Raw genomic sequence first — 19,454 nt, 5'->3', positions numbered from 1 at the left:
CCCTCTGGATTAAATATGAAAATACCGGGATCAACTCAAGCGCATTCAATTGATGACCGCATTTAGGGCATGATGACCCTGGTGCTACGATTGATTTCCCTTCTGGAACTCGGAGGCCAACTACGTTGTAGAAGGAGCCTAGGGTTAGACCTATTAAGAATAGATAAAATGTTAACATATTATTAGTCTAATTAACTGTTCCTCTTTTTAAACCACTAAGTGGAACAGGTTCCTTCGTATTAGATTGGACACCTCTTGTTGAATTAACCAATTTCACCGAGTTAATTGCACCATCTACTACCTTAACGTATGATATAGCTGCTTTTTCATTTAATGTATCAATTATAGTTGTTTGAGCACCTTTTTTATAAGAATCAAAATCACCATCAGGATCCTTAACCTTATCTAAGAATTTAGCAGTTTCTAAGTAATTAAGTGTTAAGTAGTGTGTGCCATTTAACAAATTTTCGTCAGAAGTTACTGCTAATTTTGCAGAACTAACCATTTGTTGAGCATTAGCGACATGGGCATCTTTCTTGGAATTATCGATTAGTCCTCCAATACTCGGTACTGCAATAGCAGAAATAATCCCCAAAATAACAACAACTGCCAATAGTTCAATCAGTGTCAAACCTCTCTGATCCTTCAATCTTTTCTTAATAGCTTTCAACATTTCTATCTCTCCTTTTAGTAAGTTTTTCCCATGACAAATGTAGTGTATATCTACCATTATTATAATTGATAGAATTAAGTTTTCATATAAATAATGTGTTAGTAATTGTCGTTTTTAGTAAAAATTAATTAACATGGTTAAATATGTCGAACATTGGAACCATGATGGATGTTACGATGGTTCCGACTAAACTTGCGAGAATGACAATCATGATTGGTTCTATCAATGATTTTAATTGGTCGGTACTTGTTTCTACTTCTTTTTCGTAGAAATCAGCTACTTTTCCAAGCATGGCATCGAGCGATCCCGTTTCTTCTCCAATTGAGATCATTTGCGTGACCAGTGGAGGAAATGCCCAGTGTTTGCGCATTGGTCCTGTCATAGATTGTCCAACTTCTAGCGAATCACGGGATTCACGAACGACTCTGCCAACCACTTCATTCTCAACAACATTTTCAACTATAGAAAGTGCCTGAAGAATTGGCACTGAACTTGAAAAGAGTGAGCTAAGAGTACGGGTCATTCTCGCAAGAACCGCCTTTTGCAGCAGCTTGCCGAATATCGGCATTCTTAACATTGCGTAATCAAGATAGTATTTTGTCTGTTTATTCTTCTTCATTGCTGTTATAGAAGCAACGATACCAATCATGAAAAATAAGATAAGCCACCAGAAGCTCTGCATGAACTCACTCGCTCCAAGAACAAATTTAGTAATTGCCGGCAGTTCTCCTCCAAAATCTTCGAACATGTCGACAAAGGTAGGAACAATATACACTAATAAAAAGATCACAACTGCTATCGCAATAAATCCAATAACTAAAGGATAACTCAAAGCAGCAATTACCTTTTGCCGAGTATTATGCTGCTTTTCATAATGGTCTGCCAGACGTTCCAATGTATCATCCATATTTCCGCCTGCTTCCCCTGCCTTGACCATATTGATATACATCGGCGAAAAAATCTTGCTATGTTTTGCCGAGGCCAGTGATAGCTGTACCCCTTCTCGCAGCTCAGCCTCGATATCCAACAGTGCTTTCCGTAAAGCTTTGCTATCGGTTTGCTGAGCAAGAATCTTCGTGGATTCTACTACTGACACGCCAGCTTTTAATAGAGTTGCAAACTGCCGCAAGTAGATGACTAAGTGCTGCAGTTTAACAGGATTTCCTATCGTTATATCTTTTGTCAGCCAGGTTTCAGGAACTTCAATAATTTCAGTGGTCCTGATTCCGTCCTCACGAAGCTTTTCCAACGCTTCCCGCTTTGAACCCGCCGTGATCGTGCCTGAGCGTTTTTTCGTCCGGTCCCGTCCGGAATATTTAAAGCGTGCCATATTACACCAACTTCTCCTGTAAATATGGTTCAGCAACTTCCTTTGAGATGATTTCCTGCTGAACAAGCTCCTTGATGTTCATTTCCAAAGTATGCATGCCATAAATCCTAGAGGTTTGCATGATGCTGATAATTTGATGGATTTTTTCATTCCGGATTAAATTCGCCACAGCAGCATTATTGATAAGAATCTCGGTAGCACTTCTGCGTCTTTTTTTATTCACTGTAGGAAAAAGACGCTGGGAGATGACTGAGACTAGGACAGAGGCAAGCTGGATACGGACCTGAGCCTGCTGGCCTGGCGGAAATACATCTATTATTCTATTTATTGTGGCCGGCGCGCTCGAAGTATGCAATGTCCCTAGTACCAAGTGTCCCGTTTCAGCAGCTGTAATGGCTGTCTGAATCGTATCCAAATCCCGCATTTCTCCTACTAAGATGACATCTGGATCCTGCCGGAGAGCGGCTCTCAACCCATTGGCGAAGTTATTTGTATCAAAGCCAATTTCACGCTGGTCAATGATGCTATTCCCGTGCTTGTGAAGGTACTCAATCGGATCCTCCAATGTGACAATATGCTTCCTCATCGTCATATTCATGTACTGGATCATCGATGCTAGTGTAGTCGATTTTCCGCTTCCCGTCGGTCCTGTTACAAGTACCAATCCCTGTGGCTTTTCAGAGATTTTCTTCAAAATTTCCGGCAATTCGAGCTCTTCCAAAGTAGGAATCCTAGTAGGAACAATTCGGATCGCAAGCGAAACACAACCTCTCTGATGATATGCATTAACCCTGAATCTGGAGATGCCCGGAATACCATAGGAAAAATCAAGTTCACCCTTTGACTTGAAATGTTCCCATGATTTTTCCGGAATGATCGCTCTTGCCATCCCTTCTGTTTCATCAGGTGTAATAGAGTCAGTGCCATATCTCCTTAGGTCTCCGTTGATCCTCATGACCGGAGGAACACCGACTGTAATATGTATATCCGATGCCTTAAGTTCAAAGCCTGACCGGAGCAAATGTTCAATTTTATCCTTCATTGTTTCACCTCGCTTATTCTGTTATGGCAACCCTCAAAACTTCCTCAGTTGTGGTGAGCCCTTGTTTAACCTTAAGTAACCCATCATCAATTAGAAAAATCGTCTTGTTTCTTACCGCTATCTCCCTGAGGGTAGTTACAGGTTCCTCATTCATAATGGCTCTGCGAAGTTCATCGTCTACAGCCAAAACTTCATGTACAGCAATTCGGCCCCGGTATCCTGTCATATTACATGAAGAGCAGCCTTTCCCTTTCCAAACTGTTTCAATATGAATTCCTCTTTTTGAGAAAATGTCGATTTCTCGTTTGGTCGGTGCATAGGTGTCTGCGCAATCACGGCATACTTTTCGAACAAGACGCTGGGCAACAACACCGCTTAACGAAGAGGCGACTAAAAATGGTTCTACCCCCATATCAATCATCCTAGTAACCGAGCTGAGGGCATCATTCGTATGCATCGTGCTTAGAACAAGATGACCTGTCAATGATGCTCTAACCGCTACCTCAACCGTTTCCTTGTCGCGGATTTCACCGACCATAATTATATTCGGATCCTGACGCAGAATAGAGCGTAGTCCAGCTGCGAACGTCATGCCTACATTAGGATTAACTTGTATTTGATTTATCCCTTCGAGCTGGTATTCAACAGGATCCTCTATCGTGATGATATTTACTTCTTCACTATTAAGCTTGTTCAATGCAGCATATAAGGTAGATGATTTCCCTGACCCGGTCGGTCCGGTAATCAGCACAATTCCATTTGGCTTGGAAATCATGTCTTTAAAACGGGAAAGATTATGTTTGTTGAACCCGAGCTTTTCAATGTCATTCAGTGTACTGCCCATATCAAGGATACGCATGACGACCTTTTCACCAAATACGGTTGGAAGTGTTGACACCCGGAGGTCAATCGGATGAAAGTCAAGATTTGCCTTGATCCTGCCATCCTGTGGTATACGGTTCTCAGTGATATCAAGGTTAGCCATGATTTTTATTCTCGCGATAAGGACGTTTTGCATATGCTTTGGCAATACACGTTCAACCCTTAAAATGCCATCAATCCTGTATCGGATTACAACTTTCGTCTCCTGAGGATCAATGTGGATATCACTCGCCTTGCTGGCAGAAGCAATGGATAGCAGTTGATTAACAAGCCTTATGATTGGAGAATCTGCTTCTGTAAGTTTTTCCTCCTGAATCGGATCTATAACGGGACTATTGATACCGATTAAATCCTCAAATCCTTCATTGCTATCGTAATATTTATTGATCGCACGGATTATATCATCTTTGGTCGCTATTGCTGTTTCAATATGGAAGCCAGTCGACAGCCTGAGGTCATCAACCGTGATGAAGTCCATCGGGTCAGCCATCGCCACATACAGTTTCTCTCCTTCTTTCTTAAGCGAAATGACCAGGTTACGTTTGGCCATTTCTTTAGGAATAAGGGTAAAAAGAGTCGTATCGAATGGGTAACGATATAAACTTATATGGGGAATTCCAAGCTGAAACTCAAGAACTTCAATTAATTGCTGTTCAGTGATAAGCCCCCGTTGAAGCAAGGCATCCCCAAGCTTTTGCCCCTGCGCTTTTTCAGCTAATGTGGCCTTAAGCTGCTCCTCAGAAATCATGCCTGTTTCTACTAATAAATCGCCAAGCCGCTTTCTAATTTGTCTCATTTTTTATCGCTCCCGACTTCAATGCTTACTTCGGCTCTTCGTTCGGCTTTCCAAATAAACCGCCATCGTCTTCATCTGCATTGTTCTCTGTTTCATTCTGGCTACCACTGGACTGCTGCTCCTCATTACCGTTTTCCTTAGGTTCAGCAGGGGTGTTGTCAGATGCGTTTTCCTCGGCAGGTTCTGTTTCATGTGCTGGAGGTGCTGTGATCGTATCTGAATTTCCGTCTGCGGTGGATGCTGTCTCCTGAGCTTCCGGTGTAAGTGCAAATAGTTCAACCCTATGTACTGGCGGATAAAAATCTTCGGATAACAATTCAGATTTTAGCAGCTCACCGTCTTGATTATAAGTTTCTCGATAAACCTTTACTAGAAACCCAGAACTTCCTTCTACTTCAACCAATTTTTGACCTTGCTCAAGCAGCGGTGAATATTGCTTGATTGTCCTCGGCTCAAATTCCTGCTTGTCAGCAGTAATGATGCTGTAATTGTATAAAAGCGGAACCCCAATTATCGAAACCTCCAATTCACTTGCCTTCAACTCGATTGCAATGGAATAAGAAGACTTGTTAGGGTTGAAAAAAATTAAATCCATTTTCTTTTCGAAATTAACCTTTGCCTCAAAGCCAGCCTGAATATTGTCAGGAAGCTGACTGCCGATATGCCTTTCAGCAATCAAAAAATTAGTAGGCATGAGTGCTTGATAAATCGCAGTGGCAATCTGGCTATATGTATAAGATGATTTATTGATCAATTCACTTTTCTGAACGAATGCAGCAAGAGAAAATTGAGTTTCAGGAGCAATCTCGATTGATGGGTAAAGTTTAGTGAATTCCCGAATTTCTTGATTTTCTTCTGAAAGTTTTAGGACAGCAGTAGAAATTACTTTGGGCTCTTCTTTTGGAAGATAATTTTCCAGACTAATTTCAGTCATTTGTACAAAATTCTGTCCTGCTAATAGCAATTCTTTTTTTAGACTTTCTTTATCAAGATCGCTAATGAGCGATGTTGGAATTATGGGCATTTCATCAATGAGGTCTTTTTCCAGGTTAACGAGCACTTTATTCTGCGCACCATTTAAAGCTGATGCAATCGACTCATCTATTAAAAAATCATATTCAGCGGCAGCAACAGAGAAGGTTTGCCCTTTATAAGACAGCATAATCTTAGCACTTGAAGCCCATTCGATCCTTTTCGCTTCGAGGGCAGACTTTGCTTCTTCCTGCGATTTACCCGAAACATTTATAGTGCCTATGAATGTTTTTTCTGAGAATATTTGATTAGCAGATGACCTAAAACTTATGGCAGAAGCGCCAAAGTATGTGAAGCTAAAAATTAACAGGGAATAAACAGAAACGATCAGAGATAGTTTAATTATTTTTCGCTTCTTCATTTATTTTGTCCTCTCCGATAATAGAATCCTTCTGAATAAACCACAGATTACGATTGGCTAGTTGCATACATATCGTGTTCTTCAACTTCATTTATCCACTTCTCGTCATTCATGTCATTTTTAGTATCAAAGTTAATGACTGGTATATCATCAAAATCAGTCAATGGTAGTTTATTTCTTTCTTCCAAGAAAGAGATGTCTTCTTCCAAATCTATTACCTGATGATTCGGAAAAAATTTTTGTACTATTTCATCAGCCTGAGTGATGATCATGCTTCTTTGTTGGGTTGCAGTCTCATAGGGGAGATCACTTTCAATAGAATTCCGATTAAACCTGTCATTAACATTTAACCGTACCGGACCTTTTTCTGGGGCAAAACCAACTGAAAGATTAACCATAATATATCCAATGGAAGACGCCAGCAATACCATAATTAACAATGCATGCCAAGGCGCAGCGATCATACTAAAAATTAATCCAAAAGTCCCAATAAGAAAGGAAGAAACAGTAACGATTATTTTCTCTATCCGGTTTAGCCCTAAAGGAATATATTTTATCAAAACCATTGCCAAAACTGCCGATATTAACAAAAGTAAAAGACTTTTCATTGTCTCACTCCACACGTAAATATGTGATTATTAAAGCCTAATATTATTCAGCAATATATCAGACTATTAACTTATAAAATGACAATTTTCACTCTTTTATATTGTATAATAAAATTAATCGATTTAGTAGACGGAGGAATAATGTCTTGGGAATAAAGTTGGATGAAGAAAAAGGACTTACTTTGCTGGAGGTCTTATTATCGATTGTATTGCTTGTTATTGTTCTGACCTCTTTCGCCAGTTTTTTTACCCAGTCAGCAATGTTCGTCAAAAAAAATGAAGATAAATTAAGCACAACCCAGACTGCCCAGCAGATTGTTAATCAGATAGAAGTCAGTTTGTCAAAGAATGACGTTAAAACCAGCAGTGTATGTGGTGCATTACCTTGCAAACTAGAAAAGAACGAACTATCCAATCTTTTAGGCAGCCCTATTGCTAGTTCACTTAATATATCGGCAGAATTTGCTGATAGTGTAGAAGGATTAATCAGAGTAAAAGTTTCAGTTACAGACATAAAAAATCCCGAAAATTCATCTGAAACATTTACCTATATTAGAAGGTGAGTTATTGAAAAACGAACGTGGACTAACACTAGTTGAACTGCTCGCAGCCATTACAATTCTTTTTATTATTTCTGCTATTATTTATAGTGTCTTTTTGGGATTTAATAAAAACTACAGCCAAATATCTGAAAAAAACAACATGGATCAAACGGCTAATCTCATCCTTGCTACAGTTAAACAACACCATCTTAAATATGATCAATATAAAATCTCCTATGATGACACAAAAAAGACTGCTTACATCGGTGAAAAGGTAGCAGATAAGCTGCTTGGAGATACAAGATATGATTTAGAAATAGAAATTGGCTTTCCTGATGCAGTAGCTATTTCAGGTTCGAAAAATATAGATTCGTCGTTGCCTCTATCCATTCATTTAACTTTAAAGGATAAAACAGGACAAACCTATGAAGTTAAAACGATTATTAAAAGATATTAAGGGAGGGTTAGTGATGAAAAATGAAAAAGGTTATGCACTCGTTCTCGTTTTACTAATCATCACAATCACCTTTGTATTCGCTCTTTCCATGAGCGGGATGGCCCTTTCAGCTCGAAAGCAGTTCAATAAAACGGATGAAGTTAATAAAGCAACAGATCTTGCGGAGATGGGCGTGGCGCATTATGAAACATTGGTATACAAATATGTAGATATAGCAAATACTCAAGCAAAAGCCAAAATTGACGAAGCACTCGCTGTTATTGAATCAAAAGAAAAATATATAACGATTCCTGACTACGATGAGGAATTTTATAAAGCACTTAATGCTCAAATATCTAAGAATTCTGCACTCTCTATTTCTGTTGAGGGTAATAACTCCTACAAAGTTTTTTCTCCTCTAATTAAAAATTTGGATAGCACAAAAATATCGATTGAATATAAGAGTACCGGGATGGCAGATACCGAAACTAAATTGCTGGATACTACAATCTTAGTAAATAAAAAGGATGGCAGTTCCAGTGTGGGAGAAGCAGTTCCTACGAAGGGTAGTTATGCTGAATTTATAGATTATCCCATTGATTTTAAAGGGAATTACGGAAAAGATAATGATAATGAAGATAAAAAAAGGATTGATTACTTCTCTGCTTACTTCTCAAAAGATGTCCACATCCGTGGAAACAGACTAATAGTCGTACACGGAGACGCATTTTTCAACAGTAATGTAAATTTTGATGGAACTGCTGATATCATTGTCTATGGTGATGCAATTTTCAGGAATAGATTTGATGAGCCCGAACAACCGAACTCTTCTTATACGTTTTGTGTTACTGGGAATGAGTATTTAATTGATAATGATAGGCTCATTGAATACGATAATTTCCCTGAAGGAAAAAAAGCATCCTGTCCAAATACTAAAGATACTCCCTGGTCCATTGATCCAAACAACGGCATAGAAGTTAAATACTAAATTTAAAGGCTAACCCAATTGGGTCAGCCTTATTTTACGTACTCAGCAACCCGGTTTCTTCCGGATCGCTTAGCTCCGACATATAACGCGCGATCTGCGTGTCTAATTAATGCAAGTGAATCGTCTGCATCCTGTGGTGCTGTAGCGACACCGATTGAAGCGGTTATATCAACAAAAATTAGTTTTCCGTCTGCGTCCATAGATTGAAGCAAAGCAAATGGTTCTCTGGCAATCAGCAGCCTGATTTGCTCAGCAAGCTTGAATGCATCTCCCTTCATCATGTCAGGAAGCAGGATGACGAATTCTTCTCCGCCATAACGGGCCACTGTTCCGATATCACCGATTCGATCCTTCAGTCGGATTGCTAGCTCACATAATATTTCATTTCCACTTTGATGCCCATAGGTATCGTTTACAGATTTGAAATGATCAATATCAAGAAGGATGAGTGACAACAGATTTCTCTCGGAGTTCTGTAATTTTCCAAACTCACTTGTCAGCATATTTTCAAAATAGCGATAGTTATAAAGTCCAGTCAGAGCGCACCTCTCACTGTTTTCCTTTGTTTTTTCATGGTGCCTCGCATTTTCTACAGCGATCGCAAAGTGGGAACATAGAATATCGACGATCATCAGCTGGGACTTCTCAAATGCCCTTTTTTTGTTTGCAGCCAGAACCAGGACCCCTATTACCTGGGCGTTCCTGACAATCGGGACACTCAAGATGCTTTCAACACTCGGCGGTATATAACCAGAGTTGATCTGCTTCCATTGCTTTTTGGAATGGAAAAGCACAGGCTTTTTATCAGCCCATACAAGTCCGCTGATTCCCTCACCCTTTTTTAAAGGGACAGCTACCGGTTCAAGAAATTCGCCATGTTCCACCTTATAGATTAGTTTTAACTCTTTTTTATCGACGACATCAAGAATATACGCATAGTCAACAGGAAGCATTTCAATCAGTTTTTGAACGAATAAATCTATGACTTCATTTGCTTTCAGCCTTTCAGCAAGCTGGTGACCAATTTCTGCAGCATTCTGCAAAAACTCGTTAACTTTATCACTGGAATAGTAGAGACTTAGTATTATAGACAGGCTTGCAAACGGAATTCCTACAAATAGCAGCGATATGATTCCCATCTCTCTGTATAACTCATAAAGCACGAAACCAATTGGGAAGGTAATCAGGGTCGTGATCGATTCCCAGATAAAATCTTTGCCAAAGTATGGGCCCTTAAGTTTAAAAGCAAAAGCTTGAATAAAAATCAAGATGATTGTGTTAATCACGAAGTTACTTATTCCATATAAAGTCCCAAGTACAAGTATGTAAGGGTTCTGTGCAAAATTTTCTCCGTGAGTCCCGCCTAGAGCATAAAACACTAAGCCGCTGAGCAGCGATACAATAAAAAACATCAGCGAATTCAAGGGAAATTTGTATGCATCTGTCTTTTGGAGTCTTAACCTCGTTAAGAGAATGACAACAGAAATCTGAATTAAAATCATTTCAACAAACAATCCATAAGTAAGAAATACGGCCATCGATACCCATTGGATTAAGAAGATCGGAGTATTATTTACAACCATCGGCATTGAAGCCACGACAGCCGTTAATAAGAGGAATGCCAGGACACCCCAGATCGATCCATCTATTGAAGGTGGATAGACCACATACGTCACCCAGATACCAACCGGCACGATTAACAGCCAGGCAAACCAGATTGATTTCTTTATCATTGGAGAAACCTTCATCTATCCACCCTCCCCTCATCAAGCGTAACAATTTAACAAAGCAAATTTGTTAATCATATGAAAATAACCATTAGGTAAAAAGTCATACTTTTTAAATAGTTTAGCAAACTTTTTGTCGGATGTCATAATTTTCTTATTTATTTATTTTTAGTAGTTGAGTTAGTAATGGCTTTGCTTCTGACAGGAAATAAAGTGAACCCGTTACGAGCAGAATTTCATTTTCCTTTAATTCCTTTATTTTTTGTTCAAGATAAAATTTATAATCATTTGCTATGGTCATATTATCAGCTGCTTTTCCAGCTTCCATTAACTCTTCTGCTTTAGCTGCTCTTGGAAAGTCAAATGTCGTGAATGTTAGGGAATCCGCCGTATCTTCGAGAATGTCAATCATCCTGTCCAATTTCTTGTCTGTGAGAGCCGCAAACAGAATGCTAATCTTTTTATCGGCATATCTGGATTTTACTTCACTGGCAAGAGCAGTTATTCCTTCCTCATTATGTGCACCATCGATCAGGACAAATGGTTTTTCTGACAATACCTCAAGCCGGCCTGGCCAGTAAGCCTTTTTTAAGCCTTCTCTCAAATGAGATTCTTCAATTATGAACGAGTAATAATAAGCAAGGATTTGGGAAGCCATCACTGCCAAAGAGGCATTATCTACTTGGTGGGACCCGATCATGGATATCTCAAGCTTCTCATATTGTGTGAACATGCTGGTAAACGTAAATTGTTCCCCATCCTTCAAGGAAGATTTAGAGTTTGTGGAAAATTGTTCCCCCAACTGATAAATTGGCGACTTTCCTATATCAGCTTTTCGGCGGATGACTTCTAATGCCTCAGGCTGCTTCACACCTGTAATGATGCTTACAGCATTCTTAATAATACCTGCTTTTTCAAAGGCAATTTTTTCATATGTATCCCCAAGAATAGCCGTATGGTCGAGTCCAATACTTGTAATGATCGATAATAATGGATGAATTACGTTTGTGGAATCAAACCTTCCTCCAAGGCCAACCTCGTAAATAACAACGTCCACAGGAGAGATTTTAGCAAAGTAATAAATTGACATAATCGTAATGACTTCAAACTCTGTTGGACCGCCTAATTCCGTTTGATCCAGTTCATCCGCCAGCGGTTTTATGACATTCACAAGCTGGATAAGGTCATCATCACTAATTGGCTGGCCGTTAACGCTGATCCGCTCATTAAACTGCTCAAAGTATGGAGAGGTAAAGGTGCCTACCAGGTAGCCGGCTGATTCCAGGATGGAACGAAGAAAAGTAACAGTCGATCCTTTCCCGTTTGTACCGCCAACATGGATGGTTTTTATCCTTCTTTCCGGATGTTCAAGCCTTTCCAGCATCCATTCCATCCTTGTTAAACCCGGTTTGATTCCGAGCCTAAGTCTCGCATGAATCCAATCTACTGCTTGTTCATATGTATGGAACATTTCAACACCCCAATTCAAGATGAAGACGAACCAATATTGGTTCGCCTTCAATGTAATTTCTATCTTATTAAAGGTTATCCTCTTAGCTCATTGATGCGAGCTTCAATCGCAGCACGTTTTTCAACGTAATCCTTTTCTTTAGCGCGTTCTTCTTCAATGACCTTTTCAGGAGCTTTTTTTACAAAGCCTTCATTAGCAAGCTTTTTCTGGACACGTTCTACTTCTTGATCCAGCTTCTCTTTTTCTTTTTGAAGACGAGCGATTTCTTCATCGATGTTGATCAGTCCCTCAAGCGGCATGATGATTTCCAGCCCTGTTACTACTGCTGTCATCGCCTTTTCTGGGGCATCAACTTCTAGTCCGATCTGAAGATTTTCCGGATTACAGAAGCGAACAATATAACCGCGGTTGCCTTCAAGCGTTTTAAGAATCTTTTCATCTTTCGCTTTCAAGAACATATCAACCTTTTTGCTCAGCGGTGTGTTCACCTCTGAGCGGATGTTCCTTACAGCCCTGATTACTTCAACGAGCAATTTCATATCATCAGCAGCTTCGCTATCGGTTAATGCTGGAACAACCTGTGGCCAGCTTGCTGTTGTAATCGACTCGCCCTGGTGAGGAAGGTTCTGCCATATTTCCTCGGTAATAAACGGCATGAATGGGTGGAGCAGACGCATTGTGTTATCGAGAACATATGCAAGGATTGATCTAGTCGTTTTCTTAGCAGCTTCATCTTCTCCATATAAAGGAAGCTTAGCCATTTCGATGTACCAGTCACAGAAGTCATCCCAGATGAAGTTGTAAAGCGCTCTTCCTACTTCACCAAATTCATAGCGGTCAGACAGTCTTGTCACAGTTTCGATTGTTTCATTCAGCCTTGTTAAAATCCACTTATCAGCTACAGATTTTTCGCCGCTCAAATCGATTTCTTCATATTTAAGTCCGTTCATATTCATTAATGCGAAGCGGGATGCATTCCAAATCTTGTTGGCAAAGTTCCACGTTGCCTCTACCTTCTCTGTACTGTAGCGAAGGTCCTGACCAGGAGCGCTTCCTGTTGTCAGGAAATAGCGTAGGGAGTCAGCGCCATATTGATCGATGACATCCATCGGATCAATACCATTACCCAGTGATTTACTCATTTTACGGCCATCCTCGGCACGAACGAGTCCGTGAATCAGTACATCCTTGAATGGATGCTTGCCAGTGAACTCAAGTCCCTGGAAAATCATTCTGGATACCCAGAATGCAATAATATCATAGCCTGTAACCAGAGCAGCTGTCGGGTAATAGCGCTTGTAATCAGCGGCTTCCTCATTAGGCCATCCCATTGTTGAGAAAGGCCATAGAGCTGAACTGAACCATGTATCAAGTACATCATTGTCCTGATTCCAATTTTCGATATCCGCAGGCGGCTCGTGATCCACGTAAACTTCACCAGTTTCCTTATGGTACCAGGCCGGGATGCGGTGGCCCCACCATAGCTGACGGGAAATACACCAGTCACGGATATTTTCCATCCAGCGTAGATAAGTGTTTTCGAAACGCTCAGGTACGAAGTTGACTTTATCTTCTTTTTGCTGAAGAGCGATCGCTTCATCAGCAAGAGGCTGCATCTTAACGAACCATTGTGTCGATAAATATGGTTCGACAACTGCGCCGGTACGTTCTGAATGTCCAACTGAGTGCATGTGTTCTTCAATCTTGAATAAAACACCTTGCTCCTGAAGGTCCTTGACGATTTGCTTGCGGCATTCAAAACGGTCCATGCCCTGATATTTATCGGCATTGTGATTCATGCTTCCGTCTTCATTCATGACTAGGACTCTCTCAAGATGGTGGCGGTTGCCGATTTCAAAGTCGTTAGGATCGTGTGCTGGAGTAATTTTTACAGCTCCAGAACCAAACTCCATATCAACGTAATCGTCACCAACAATCGGAATCTCACGGCCAACGATCGGAAGGATTACCGACTTGCCGATCAAATGCTTATAGCGGTCATCTTCTGGGTGTACAGCTACCGCAGTATCACCAAGCATCGTTTCCGGTCTTGTAGTCGCGACTTCAATGTGACCAGAACCATCAGCAAGAGGATATTTCATATGATAGAATGCACCTTGTACATCCTTGTGAATAACTTCAATATCAGAAAGAGCTGTTTTTGCTGCTGGATCCCAGTTAATGATGTATTCACCACGATAGATAAGACCCTTGCGGTACAGGGAAACAAATACTTCTTTTACGGCATCTGACAGTCCCTTATCCAATGTGAAACGCTCACGGCTGTAATCAAGACCAAGACCAAGCTTTGCCCATTGCTGGCGGATATGCTGAGCATATTCATCTTTCCACTTCCACGCTTCCTCCAAGAACTTCTCGCGTCCTAAATCATAGCGGCTGATTCCTTGGCTGCGAAGCTTTTCATCCACCTTCGCCTGCGTTGCGATTCCAGCATGGTCCATTCCTGGCAGCCAGAGAACATCGTAGCCCTGCATCCTCTTCATGCGAGTTAAGATGTCCTGGAGAGCTGTATCCCAGGCATGCCCCAGGTGAAGCTTTCCTGTCACGTTTGGCGGTGGGATAACAATCGTATATGGCTGCTTTTGTGCATCATCTTTAGCTTCGAAAAACTTGCCCTTGATCCACCATTCATAACGGCCCTGTTCAATCGCGGACGGATCGTATTTAGTAGGCATTGATAAATTCTCTTCCATCATGATTCCTCCTAAAAAATAAAATAAAAAAACTCCAATCGCCGTAAAAGGACGAATGGAGTTTGTTCGCGGTACCACCTTTTTTTCCAACAAGGGAAAAAAATTATTCCAACATGCTGGCTCTTGAGGAAATAACGGCTCTTCACCGTCGCCTGTTAAAAGGAATGCTCATTCCGTTAGCAGGAGAAGCTCTAGGGCGACCTTCCATTGATTCAGCTTAGAAAACCTCGCAGCTAATGGTTTTCCTCTCTTAAAGCTAAATGATAATGTACTCTTCCCTGTCAATGCTATTCACTTTATTGTGTTTTTGTATATTAGTTATACTACCCAAAAAAGGGGAATGACGTCAATCATCATTTCCTATTTTTTTATATTTTATACTTTTTGCATCTTGCTGTTCCATTTATTAGCACAATTTAGGCAAACTGCTCATAGAATAAAAAAGGAATATCTGTCGGTTTGGAGGAATGGAGATGAAGAGACGAAGGTATAATCCATATACACTCCCGAGGTGGGCCAGAACGGCTCGAGGCATCTGTGCTCAATTAATCTTTCCTTTTTGCATTTTCCAAGGATTACGGACGCTATTTTTCCCAACGACTTTTGATGTACTGCTGTTATCAATCTTTATTATGATCGCTCTGGCGATAAAATTTGAAATCTTTTAAGGAGCCTCAGGGCATATTTTAGCTCTGGGCTCCTTCTTGTTGTGCTTGCTTTGCTTGCTGTTTCTGTTTTTCTATTTCATCTATTTTCGTTACAACATATCCAGTATTGCTTAAAAGCCAATATTGCTTCTGCAATCTTTGGACAAACTTCCTTTCATCCAGCTCAGTCTTTCGCTGATGATAAGTTTCCGCTACACGGATGATCCCAGCCGGGAATGCCAGATAGCTCATAAATAACTGCATCTCATCCTCTCTGAAAGGGAAATATTTCAGGTAAGCGTAAATCCAATCAATAGAATCATCAGAACGTTTGGGCAATGTTTTTAACGACCTAGATACAAATGGGAGCAGGTCTTGAATTGGCGAACCTTGCCTTGCGTTCTCAAAATTAATGAAATAACCATAACCTCTTTCATCGAACAAAAAATGTTCCGTTGAGATTTTTCCATGCAGGATGACGGTCCTCGTCTTTTTTTGATCCTTTGTTTTTTCATGCCAGCTCTCAAGCTTTTGTTTGGCAAACTGGATTGCCTGGTTGATTTGGCTGTAATACAGGCAGAAGGCTAATTCAAAAGGGGACATATATACTCTATTTTCACAGCTCTCAATAAATCCATTTATAAATTCCTCTTCTTTTTCCCATTCCTTCAAGGTTTGTTCATAGTGTTCCTTTTTCAGCTCGTGACTGATTTCAAGCTCCTTTGCTGACAAAGTATGCATCCTCGCCAATTCCCTGAACAGCTGCATTTGCCTTTCTGATTGATGATTCTCCTTTATTTCATTCGGAATCCACGGCATCAGATAGTAAAGTGATTTATTATGCAAAATGGCATACCTGCCATCATTCGCAGGATATACAGGAACAATCCTGTTAAAGCCTTTTTGGTAAAGTGTTTGAATATGCTTAATAAAATCCGTGCCTTCATATGGATGGATTTTTTTTAAAGCAAATGTGCCCGTTCTTGTATAAATCTTTTTAATTTTGCCAAAATCCTCAGCAAAGTATGGCTCAACCGGATATTGCTTTAATACCTCTGCTTCTTCCTTTAAAAAATTGCGATCATCCATTGGATCTCGCCCACTTTCTTAACTTCATGGAAATATGCTTGAAAATAGATTTGAGCAGGTGTCAGACACACCTGCCCACTAAAAAGCTGAAGCAACCCTGGCCAGCACCCAAACCAGCCCTGACAACTAGCTTTTCGGACAAGGCGTTGCTTCTAATTTTTGTTTTTGCTGAACTTGCTAAGAGTGTTGTTTTGAGCCTTGATTATTGATGGTGCACAGCTACTCCAGGTACATATAAAACCTGGCCTTCTTTGACTTCATGGTCAATGCTCAAATGGTTCACTCGCAAAAGCTGCTGTACTGGCACATCATAGCGCTCAGAAATAGATTGGAGCGAGTCGCCTTGCTGCACGATACAGACTCTTATTTTAGCAACCTCCGCTTCTTCTTCTTTTCTTGCTAAAAACTCTGCGATCGAAATACCTTTTTTCATATTTGGCTTTTTCTTTTTCATAACCGGGGAAGATGAGCTTTCTTCCTCAGCCTCCTGGACTTCAGCAGGTTTGTTCTCCTCCACCTCCGGCTCCTCGATTTCGACTTCCGTTTCCTGTTCAGCCTCAACCTCGGTTTCTTCAGCTGGTACATTCTCATTCCTGAAATCGCTATATGAATATTCAGGAACGGCCTGTAAATGACGCTGTTCCTGCAATACAGGCTCCTCAGCCTTTTCCTCTGCACCAGTTTTTCTCGCTTCCGCCCGGAACGGTGCATACAATTCCTCTTCGAATGTATTTTCCTCGTCCTGATTCAGAGCTTCGTTCTGCTGGACAAATGAATATGCTGGTGCTTCTGGAAAATCGAATTCTGCGGCATCTTCTTCACTTTGGTTTTCGGCTGTAGCTTCTTCTGTTTGCTCTTCTCGGAAGCTGAATTCGAGCTCCTCAGCTTCATATGCAGCTTCCTCGGTTTCTTCGGTTTCGTGCTGCTGTTCACCGTATAGGCCTGTAATAGCCAGATCAGCATTCAGCTTCAAGCGATCCTTTTCCGGAAAAACATAATCGAAGGATTCTACATTGATATTGATGTCATAAATGCTTTCGATTCTGTTTTTCGGAATTGTGATATCGACTGGAAAGCGGTGCAGAAATTCATATACTCCCTCATCCCTCTCCATCACAGAATGCACGAACTTAAGAGCTGGGATGTGGTCATCCGAGTTTTCTTGCTGATTTTCATGGCATGTATATTCCCCAGTCAATTCCAGCGATCCGCGAATGGATACATATTGCTCGTTTTCCTGTATCGTTATATTCGGATCGAGTGAAATCGAGACAAGCTCTGCGACTTCCTGTCCTCTTTGAAACCATACTGACTCCTCTAACGAAAATCGCAGGCACGATTGATTTCCCTGAGACAAAGCGACTCCTCCTTTCATTCCTTAAGCGTAAAATCACTATGTCATTAACACTTTATGAGTCTATATTTGCTTTTATGATAATTTAGACCAATACTCGAGGGATTTAATATTAAAAATTAAAGATTAAGAACGAGAAGTAAGATTAAGTAAAAAAATGGATTAGCTTTTATACCTATACTTTGTTAATACAATGAGTTTTAAAGTAAGAAAGCGGCACTATTTAATGGATATTCCGAAAAATCATTACTTTATTCCGAAAACGTGTCATTTATTCCGGAATTTTTTGTTTTATTCAGAAATCCATGCCATTTATTCCGGAATTTTTCATTATATTCCGAAATGGCCTGAAACCGCTTAATGAACAATTAGGTCGGACTAACCATCCTAAACAAAAAAAAGACACCCTTCGTATTTGAAAAGTGTCTAAATCGTCTTATTTATTTTGCAGCTTGGAAAAGGCTTTCTCAGCAGCTTCAATTGTTTTCTGAAGGTCTTCATCTGTATGTGCAGTTGAAAGGAATAAGCCTTCAAACTGTGATGGTGGGAGGAATACTCCTTCATTGGCCATTTCACGATAATATGAAGCAAAGAATTCAAGGTGTGATGTTTTGGCAGCTTCATAGTTGATGACATTTTCATTCGTGAAGAAGATGCCGATCATTGAGCCTGCACGGTTGATCGTATGAGGGATATCATATTTTTCAGCCGCTGCTTTCAAACCTGCTTCAAGGATGTCAGCTTTCCGTTCGAATTCCTTGTATGTGTCTGGTGTCAGCTGGCTCAACGTTTCAAGTCCCGCAGTCATTGCCAGAGGATTACCGGAAAGTGTTCCCGCCTGGTAGATAGGACCGCTTGGAGCGATTTGCTCCATGATTTCTCTTTTACCGCCGTAGGCTCCAACAGGCAGCCCGCCGCCAATGACCTTACCAAGGCAAGTAAGATCAGGTGTGACATTGAAATATCCTTGTGCGCAGTTATAGCCGACGCGGAAGCCTGTCATGACCTCATCAAAAATTAACACTGTTCCGTATTGAGTGGTAATTTCGCGTAGGCCTTCAAGGAAACCTTGAACTGGCGGGACAACACCCATGTTCCCTGCAACCGGCTCAACGATTACTCCAGCGAGATCATCGCCAAATTGTTCAAATGCATAGCGGACGCTCTCTAAATCATTGTAAGGGACTGTGATCGTGTTTTTTGCTACCCCTTCTGGAACACCAGGGCTGTCAGGCAATCCAAGCGTAGCGACGCCTGAGCCAGCTTTAATGAGCAGTGAATCGCCATGGCCGTGGTAGCAACCTTCGAATTTAAGGATTTTGTTTCTGCCAGTATATCCCCTTGCAAGACGAAGAGCACTCATAGTCGCTTCTGTACCTGAAGAAACCATCCTTACCATTTCGATGGATGGTACGCGGTCAATGACTAGCTGAGCTAGTTCATTTTCTACCAATGTAGGAGCTCCAAAGCTTGTTCCTAGCTCAGCTACCTTCTTGATTCCTTCAACAACGCGATCGTTTGTATGGCCAAGAATCAGCGGGCCCCAAGAGAGCACGTAATCAATATATTCATTGCCGTCGATATCGTAAATCTTCGAACCCTTTCCTCTTTCCATGAAGATTGGATCCATGTTCACTGATTTAAATGCGCGGACAGGGCTGTTAACCCCTCCAGGCAAGATCTCTTTTGCTTCTTTGAAAGCTTCAATCGATTTATCATATGAGCGCATATATATCCCTCATTTCTTTTTTATAGGCTCTGT

Annotated in this window: 16 protein-coding genes and 1 other annotated feature; of the genes, 3 read left to right on the top strand and 13 right to left on the bottom strand. The window is 40.8% G+C overall.

The window, feature by feature from the left end; all coding sequences use genetic code 11:
- From V7654_RS20975 to V7654_RS20945, 7 genes are all read right to left on the bottom strand, one after another.
- Nucleotides 1-178: prepilin peptidase (locus V7654_RS20975; protein WP_335432825.1), on the bottom strand; the 178-nt coding region annotated here is incomplete at its 3' end.
- Nucleotides 179-187: 9 nt separating this feature from the next.
- On the bottom strand, nucleotides 188-673 hold the full coding sequence (locus V7654_RS20970; RefSeq protein WP_335432796.1) for a type II secretion system protein: 486 nt from the start codon (nucleotides 671-673) through the stop codon (nucleotides 188-190).
- Nucleotides 674-797: 124 nt separating this feature from the next.
- Nucleotides 798-2,003, bottom strand: coding sequence for a type II secretion system F family protein (locus tag V7654_RS20965; RefSeq protein ID WP_335432795.1), 1,206 nt, complete (start codon nucleotides 2,001-2,003; stop codon nucleotides 798-800).
- A 1-nt stretch (nucleotide 2,004) separates the two neighbouring features.
- A complete protein-coding gene (locus V7654_RS20960; protein ID WP_335432794.1) occupies nucleotides 2,005-3,045 on the bottom strand; it encodes a type IV pilus twitching motility protein PilT in 1,041 nt (346 codons plus the stop codon).
- A 13-nt stretch (nucleotides 3,046-3,058) separates the two neighbouring features.
- Nucleotides 3,059-4,723: a GspE/PulE family protein gene (locus V7654_RS20955; protein WP_335432793.1), complete on the bottom strand. Its 1,665-nt coding sequence runs from the start codon at nucleotides 4,721-4,723 to the stop codon at nucleotides 3,059-3,061.
- A 25-nt stretch (nucleotides 4,724-4,748) separates the two neighbouring features.
- Nucleotides 4,749-6,116 (bottom strand): G5 domain-containing protein, encoded by a 1,368-nt coding sequence (locus V7654_RS20950; protein ID WP_335432792.1) that lies wholly within the window; start codon nucleotides 6,114-6,116, stop codon nucleotides 4,749-4,751.
- 47 nt (nucleotides 6,117-6,163) lie between these two features.
- Nucleotides 6,164-6,724 carry a hypothetical protein gene (locus V7654_RS20945; protein ID WP_335432791.1) on the bottom strand — a complete coding sequence of 187 codons (561 nt, stop codon included), beginning with the start codon at nucleotides 6,722-6,724 and terminating at the stop codon, nucleotides 6,164-6,166.
- 146 nt (nucleotides 6,725-6,870) lie between these two features.
- Between V7654_RS20945 and V7654_RS20940 the strand changes: the two genes are divergently transcribed.
- Genes V7654_RS20940 through V7654_RS20930 form a run of 3 tightly spaced genes read left to right on the top strand, consistent with a single transcriptional unit; the run spans nucleotide 6,871 to nucleotide 8,690 of the window.
- The gene (locus tag V7654_RS20940; protein WP_335432790.1) at nucleotides 6,871-7,287 is read left to right on the top strand and encodes a type IV pilus modification PilV family protein; all 417 of its coding nucleotides are present in this window, start codon (nucleotides 6,871-6,873) and stop codon (nucleotides 7,285-7,287) included.
- Nucleotides 7,288-7,291: 4 nt separating this feature from the next.
- Entirely contained in the window at nucleotides 7,292-7,723 is a 432-nt protein-coding gene (locus V7654_RS20935; RefSeq protein WP_335432789.1) for a PilW family protein, read from the top strand.
- 13 nt (nucleotides 7,724-7,736) lie between these two features.
- Nucleotides 7,737-8,690 (top strand): hypothetical protein, encoded by a 954-nt coding sequence (locus tag V7654_RS20930; RefSeq protein ID WP_335432788.1) that lies wholly within the window; start codon nucleotides 7,737-7,739, stop codon nucleotides 8,688-8,690.
- 29 nt (nucleotides 8,691-8,719) lie between these two features.
- Here the strand turns inward: V7654_RS20930 and V7654_RS20925 are convergent, their stop codons facing one another.
- The 6 genes from V7654_RS20925 to hemL form a co-directional block, all read right to left on the bottom strand.
- Complete coding sequence (locus tag V7654_RS20925; protein WP_335432787.1) at nucleotides 8,720-10,438, bottom strand: sensor domain-containing diguanylate cyclase; 1,719 nt, start codon at nucleotides 10,436-10,438, stop codon at nucleotides 8,720-8,722.
- Nucleotides 10,439-10,571: 133 nt separating this feature from the next.
- On the bottom strand, nucleotides 10,572-11,888 hold the full coding sequence (locus V7654_RS20920; protein ID WP_335432824.1) for a bifunctional folylpolyglutamate synthase/dihydrofolate synthase: 1,317 nt from the start codon (nucleotides 11,886-11,888) through the stop codon (nucleotides 10,572-10,574).
- A gap of 74 nt (nucleotides 11,889-11,962) precedes the next feature.
- A complete protein-coding gene (locus tag V7654_RS20915; RefSeq protein ID WP_335432786.1) occupies nucleotides 11,963-14,602 on the bottom strand; it encodes a valine--tRNA ligase in 2,640 nt (879 codons plus the stop codon).
- Nucleotides 14,603-14,646: 44 nt separating this feature from the next.
- Nucleotides 14,647-14,896, bottom strand: a binding site (T-box leader).
- Between the two features lie 392 nt (nucleotides 14,897-15,288).
- Nucleotides 15,289-16,338: a spore coat protein YsxE gene (gene ysxE / locus V7654_RS20905; RefSeq protein WP_335432784.1), complete on the bottom strand. Its 1,050-nt coding sequence runs from the start codon at nucleotides 16,336-16,338 to the stop codon at nucleotides 15,289-15,291.
- Nucleotides 16,339-16,540: 202 nt separating this feature from the next.
- Nucleotides 16,541-17,695, bottom strand: a complete 1,155-nt coding sequence (gene spoVID / locus V7654_RS20900; protein ID WP_335432783.1) for a stage VI sporulation protein D — start codon at nucleotides 17,693-17,695, stop codon at nucleotides 16,541-16,543.
- Between the two features lie 433 nt (nucleotides 17,696-18,128).
- Nucleotides 18,129-19,421, bottom strand: a complete 1,293-nt coding sequence (hemL, locus tag V7654_RS20895) for a glutamate-1-semialdehyde 2,1-aminomutase (RefSeq protein ID WP_335432782.1) — start codon at nucleotides 19,419-19,421, stop codon at nucleotides 18,129-18,131.
- Nucleotides 19,422-19,454: the final 33 nt, after the last annotated feature.

It is taken from the genome of Bacillus sp. JJ1609 (genome assembly GCF_036967045.1).
Taxonomy (GTDB): Bacteria; Bacillota; Bacilli; order Bacillales; family Cytobacillaceae; genus Mesobacillus.
This window is presented reverse-complemented; position numbering and strand designations above follow the sequence as displayed.

Excerpts from the sequence above, each read along its gene's own strand:
- V7654_RS20915 (WP_335432786.1), bottom strand. The coding sequence starts at position 14,602 with ATGGAAGAGAATTTATCAATGCCTACTAAATACGATCCGTCCGCGATT.
- V7654_RS20950 (WP_335432792.1), bottom strand. The coding sequence starts at position 6,116 with ATGAAGAAGCGAAAAATAATTAAACTATCTCTGATCGTTTCTGTTTAT.
- V7654_RS20925 (WP_335432787.1), bottom strand. The coding sequence starts at position 10,438 with ATGAAGGTTTCTCCAATGATAAAGAAATCAATCTGGTTTGCCTGGCTG.
- V7654_RS20965 (WP_335432795.1), bottom strand. The coding sequence starts at position 2,003 with ATGGCACGCTTTAAATATTCCGGACGGGACCGGACGAAAAAACGCTCA.
- V7654_RS20970 (WP_335432796.1), bottom strand. The coding sequence starts at position 673 with ATGTTGAAAGCTATTAAGAAAAGATTGAAGGATCAGAGAGGTTTGACA.
- ysxE (WP_335432784.1), bottom strand. The coding sequence starts at position 16,338 with ATGGATGATCGCAATTTTTTAAAGGAAGAAGCAGAGGTATTAAAGCAA.
- V7654_RS20960 (WP_335432794.1), bottom strand. The coding sequence starts at position 3,045 with ATGAAGGATAAAATTGAACATTTGCTCCGGTCAGGCTTTGAACTTAAG.
- V7654_RS20930 (WP_335432788.1), top strand. The coding sequence starts at position 7,737 with ATGAAAAATGAAAAAGGTTATGCACTCGTTCTCGTTTTACTAATCATC.
- hemL (WP_335432782.1), bottom strand. The coding sequence starts at position 19,421 with ATGCGCTCATATGATAAATCGATTGAAGCTTTCAAAGAAGCAAAAGAG.
- V7654_RS20920 (WP_335432824.1), bottom strand. The coding sequence starts at position 11,888 with ATGTTCCATACATATGAACAAGCAGTAGATTGGATTCATGCGAGACTT.
- V7654_RS20955 (WP_335432793.1), bottom strand. The coding sequence starts at position 4,723 with ATGAGACAAATTAGAAAGCGGCTTGGCGATTTATTAGTAGAAACAGGC.
- V7654_RS20945 (WP_335432791.1), bottom strand. The coding sequence starts at position 6,724 with ATGAAAAGTCTTTTACTTTTGTTAATATCGGCAGTTTTGGCAATGGTT.